The sequence below is a fragment of the Candidatus Desulfolinea nitratireducens genome, from assembly GCF_982879505.1.
The window spans coordinates 1-4,616 of the sequence record NZ_CEYOSI010000252.1 but is presented as its reverse complement, the minus strand read 5'-3'; the positions used below and the strand labels follow the sequence as shown (position 1 = coordinate 4,616).

Sequence of the window (4,616 nt, the reverse complement as noted above, 5' to 3'; positions counted from 1 at the left end):
GCAACCGTATTTTTGGCTGCTGTGAGTATTGCGTTGCCGCCTGCAGCGATGCCGCAGGTTCCCAGCCCGATCACGATGCGGGCCTTGTCAGCAGTTTGCTGGGAGACTTCTTTATCAGCCCACTCACGGATGGCAGAATAACTACCCATTGGCCACCTCCGCTTTTTTGGCAATCTCTTTAACTATCTTTTTTATCATCCTGCGCGCCTGATCCGGGGTGATATTGCCTTTGGTTTCTTCATCAACGATCATCACAGGAGCCAGAGAGCAAGCTCCAAAGCAGGCCACTTTTTCAACGGTGAATTCACCATCTTCGGTAGTGTCGCCGCCATCGGTCAAACCCAGTTCGTCGTCGACAGCATCGATAATGAGCGGTGCACCGCGCACGTGACAAGCCGTTCCCCGGCAAATTTTGACCATATGTTTTCCGACAGGTTTCAAACGGAACTGGGCATAAAAGGTCAACACACCAAAAATATCACTGGTTGAGACCCGCAGCTCTTTGCTGATCTCGGTAATGGCTTCTTTTGGCACATAGCCCATTTCTACTTGTACCTGCTGTAGCAAGGGAATGAGTGCGCTCCGATCGTGCCCGTTGGTGGATTGTGTGGTAGCGGTCATGGTTTCAGATCGAACCTCCAATAAAAAGTGCATAAATCATCCTGTTATTATCCATTTTTTTCCTGAAAAAGGTAGTCGCATATTTCTTATATTTGGTTGACATTTATCCTTATCTGCTGGTTTCATCTCTATATGACAGGAACCCGTTCCCTTGGAGGGAACGGGTTCCTGTCATTCGAAATATTGATCCTGAAGAGAAAATCTCCAGTGAATGAGTTTATTGAAAGGCAGCACCTATTAGGAATGGGCTAAAATCCCGTCTCAAGGTGTTGCGGCAAAGCGTGTTTCTTTCCCCAACCGTAAATGCAGCGCGTAAAATGCCATCACGGAGATCAGGCAGAGCACTCCGCCAATATACCAGAGCAGGTTGGGATTATAGTTTTTATTATCCAGAATTAACCCTGCCAGGGCAGGGCCAAAAGTCGCGGGGATCGCCCAGGCCAGGCTGAAGATCGCCATATAACGTCCACGCATCTCTTCGGGGGCAAAATTGGCCGCCAAAGCCTGGCTGACTGGCATAATGATCATCTCGCCGATGGTAACGATCACGATTGCGCCCATAAACCAGATATACGTCCCGCTCAATGAAATAGTCCATTGAAAAAGAGGAAATGTGTAGCTGAATTTACCCAGGGGATCGAAACCAAACATCAGAAAACCTGCGCCATAAAAGAATGCCCCAAGTGCCATCATGGTGAAGGGGGCACGCCGTTTGATGCGCCGTGTTGTCCAGAATTGAAGCAAGATAACTGTTACTGCGCTGGTCGTCATCAAAAGACCGTAGCCCTGCGGTTCTATTTGGTGGGTATCGCGCAGATAAACCGAGAGGGAATTATACATTTGGAGATAAACCAGTCCCATCAGGATGGAAGCAGCAATGAAGGCCATATACGCCATATTGCGCATCACCAGAAAATATCCTTTGAACGTTTGGAGCATTGTTTCGGATATTGCTTCCAAGCTGGCTTCGGGTTTTGTTTCGCTGATCAGGAAGTAGAAAAGAATGGCCACCACTGAGCTGATGATGGCATCTGTGACGAAGAGCGCAAAATACGAGCGGTTGGCAACGAATCCACCGATAGTTGGCCCAATGATCCAGGCAAGATTACCAACGACACGCAATATACCAAATCCTTCAGCACGCTGTTTTTCGGGCAGGATATCGGCGATCATCGCTTGATGTGCGGGTCCGGCGATATGAGAGAGCAGTCCGACGAAAACCGCGAGAGGATAAAGTGCTGCAAGATCGTTTACCAATCCCAGTGAAAGTGTGCTGAGTGCGCTGGCTACAAGGCCAAAAATGATCAGATTACGACGACCAAATTTATCGGTCAATGCCCCCCCGATCATGTTGCCGACCATCCCAAAGGCGGCGAAAATACCCAATACAATTCCGGCCTGGGTCATGCCGACATCAAATTTCCAGGTGATATATAGGCTAAAGAAGGGGAAAAGAATTTTTCCGCCAACGCCATCGATGAACGAGACACCGACCACCAACCAGAATTTCGGGGAATATTCGTTATAGATAGATCGTAGAGATGTGAGCATATGAAATTCCTTGTAACAGAAAGGCAACCATAGCAGGTTTAGGCGTGTTTTTGAGGGGAAAATGGCGTCTATTGACAGGGTAATTCAACCCGGGAAGGTGCGGGTCCACCAAAGGCTTCGATCACGGGAATGCCATCCCAAATTGAGGGGATCGGCAGCTCCAGGGCATAAGCTAACGTCGCGGCGGTATCTGTCACGCTGATTGGGCGGGTTAATTCCATTGACTTTAGGCTTGCCCCAGATAACACCCAAGGCACGGTCATCGCGGCGGGGCTCCTGCCTCCATGCTTGAATTTAATATCGCCCCCATGATCGGCTGTGACGATGATGAGCGTGTCCTGGCGCAAGCCAGCCTCGTCCAGTGCAGCAAGAATCATCCCAATCGCCTCATCAGCACGAAAGGCGCCGATGATGTAATTGGGAGAAAGCCAGCCATATTCATGGCCGAGAATATCTACGAGAGGGAGGTGGATGAGCATCAGACCAAACCCCTCGGCGATGATAGGAGCCGCAGCCGCGGCAACAACGCTATCTCGGTCATTGACGAATTCAAAGATATCTATGCTCTCAGGGCGGGTAATTTGTTGAAGTTTTTCTTTACCAGCAACAATCACTGTTTTAAAACCGAAATCGTGAGCAATATCAAAAACAGAGGGTCCATTTGCATAGCCACGATTTGGAAGGTAATCATTCCAATACACGTCATGTTTATCTGGGCACATGCCAGTAAACATGGAGGCATGTGCGGGGAGTGTTGAGCTGGGATAGATGGTTTGTGCGGTGAGAGAGTAGGCTCCAGTTTCCATCAAAGCTTGTAGATTTGGCATCGGCGCCAGGGAGATCACATCTGGGCGGAGACCATCCACGGTGATGACGAGGACGCGTTTTGCGATTGGGCGAGGTGCAGTGGTTGCTGTGGGCGGGGGAGATGTAGATGTCGCGGTGGCAGGCTGAAATGGGGTCTGCGTTGCGGGCGGGCGAGTTGGAGGGAGAGTTGGTGTTTGAGTAGGTGTCGCGGCAAAGGGCAGGCAGGCGTTCAGGAGCAGAACGGCCGCCAATATCCCCACATGATATTTTTTCATTGAATTTCAGGCCACTCGATCTGTGTTGGTCCGGCATAGCCATGTTTTTCGGCAAAGTAAACCTGCCCATGGGAGATTTCGCTGCACCCTGCTTCATCAAAAACGATCAGTTCTTCGGTATATAGGCCGTATGGGCTGAATTTGAACTCGCCTTTTTCGCAGGCCCAGATTTCAGCGACATAGAGGGGGCTATTTGCATTTTCTTCGTCACCGGCGCGCAGGGTTTGGCCTATCCAGTGGATGGTGATTTGATCCCTTTCACGAGTAGCGGTGACCCCGCTGAGGGGTACGTAATAAGGCGATACTGGCAGGGGAGCCTGATCAGGATAAACTGGCTCAACTGTGAAAATATCGCCTTTGACTTCCATCAGCGAAGCCTTGACCCAGCAGGGATTATCACCGCCGATGGCCTGGAGCTGGATCCAATTGGCATCGTCGAGCCGCCCGATGACCTCGAGATTGCTTCCCTTTAAAAGACCATATTTGTAGAGATAAGGCCAGCCGGGGCCGTAGCGGCAGTTGGCCCGTTCCAATACTTCGGCACGTAGCACAGTGAAAGTGGGGGTGATTGTGGGCGAGGGTGTGAAGGTCGCAGTAGCAGTGGCTGTTGGGATAAGTGTGGCCGTAGAGGTTGGTTCAGGTGTGCTGGTTGGAACATCAGTCGGTGTTGTGGTTGGTGGGATAGGAGTCTCAATTGGCGCAGGGGAGGAGGGCAAATTGCAGGCGGTTAACACCAGAAGGATGATCAGGAAAAATAGCATATATTTCTTCATTGAATGAATATTATACAGTCTGAGAGGTGAAACTCAAAATTATGGAGGATTGAGACGACAAAATGTTAATAAAAGGTTAATGCAAGGAAATGAATAGTGGGGTACAATGCATTGCTTGATTAACAGAAGTTCTAAGGTAAAGAGTAACATCTTGATTTGGAACCCATGCTTGAACTAGCAATATATTCAAATGAAAGGAGTTTCAAATCATGTCTGAAAAAGAACAAGGTACCGTAAAATGGTTCAATGGTAGCAAAGGCTTTGGTTTCATTGAGCGTGCAGAAGGCGATGACGTCTTCGTACACTTCAGTGCAATCATTGGTGATGGTTACCGCAACCTGGAAGAAGGACAAGCTGTAGAGTTTACTGTTGCGCAAGGTGATAAAGGCCTGCAAGCAGAAAACGTTGTTGCCATCTAAAACAGTTTGCAATAAACCTTAAAGATAAAAGGGACTGCAATTATTGCAGTCCCTTTTTTATTTAATAGGACTTACGCAGTAAAAAGTGTTTTTTAGGCTCGAAGGGGATTTGCAGTCCCCGTGTTTATGAGAAATCGCTGGATTGCAAATCCAGCCAGAGCCTAAAATGC

At 48.9% G+C, this 4,616-nt stretch carries 5 protein-coding genes; 1 reads left to right on the top strand and 4 read right to left on the bottom strand.

Annotation, left to right across the window (positions count from 1 at the left end):
• Positions 1-141 precede the first annotated feature (141 nt).
• The 4 genes from nuoE to AC3DOM_RS15830 all read right to left on the bottom strand — a co-directional run bounded on the left by nuoE (position 142) and on the right by AC3DOM_RS15830 (position 4,015).
• Positions 142-654 (bottom strand): NADH-quinone oxidoreductase subunit NuoE, encoded by a 513-nt coding sequence (nuoE, locus tag AC3DOM_RS15845; protein WP_487920013.1) that lies wholly within the window; start codon positions 652-654, stop codon positions 142-144.
• A gap of 228 nt (positions 655-882) precedes the next feature.
• Positions 883-2,172 carry an MDR family MFS transporter gene (locus tag AC3DOM_RS15840; protein ID WP_487920012.1) on the bottom strand — a complete coding sequence of 430 codons (1,290 nt, stop codon included), beginning with the start codon at positions 2,170-2,172 and terminating at the stop codon, positions 883-885.
• A 68-nt stretch (positions 2,173-2,240) separates the two neighbouring features.
• The gene (locus AC3DOM_RS15835; protein WP_487920011.1) at positions 2,241-3,254 is read right to left on the bottom strand and encodes an alkaline phosphatase family protein; all 1,014 of its coding nucleotides are present in this window, start codon (positions 3,252-3,254) and stop codon (positions 2,241-2,243) included.
• Positions 3,251-4,015: a hypothetical protein gene (locus AC3DOM_RS15830; protein WP_487920010.1), complete on the bottom strand. Its 765-nt coding sequence runs from the start codon at positions 4,013-4,015 to the stop codon at positions 3,251-3,253. Before AC3DOM_RS15830 ends, AC3DOM_RS15835 begins: the two co-directional genes overlap by 4 nt.
• A gap of 221 nt (positions 4,016-4,236) precedes the next feature.
• Between AC3DOM_RS15830 and AC3DOM_RS15825 the strand changes: the two genes are divergently transcribed.
• A complete protein-coding gene (locus AC3DOM_RS15825; RefSeq protein ID WP_487920009.1) occupies positions 4,237-4,446 on the top strand; it encodes a cold-shock protein in 210 nt (69 codons plus the stop codon).
• The last annotated feature ends 170 nt before the right edge of the window (positions 4,447-4,616 follow it).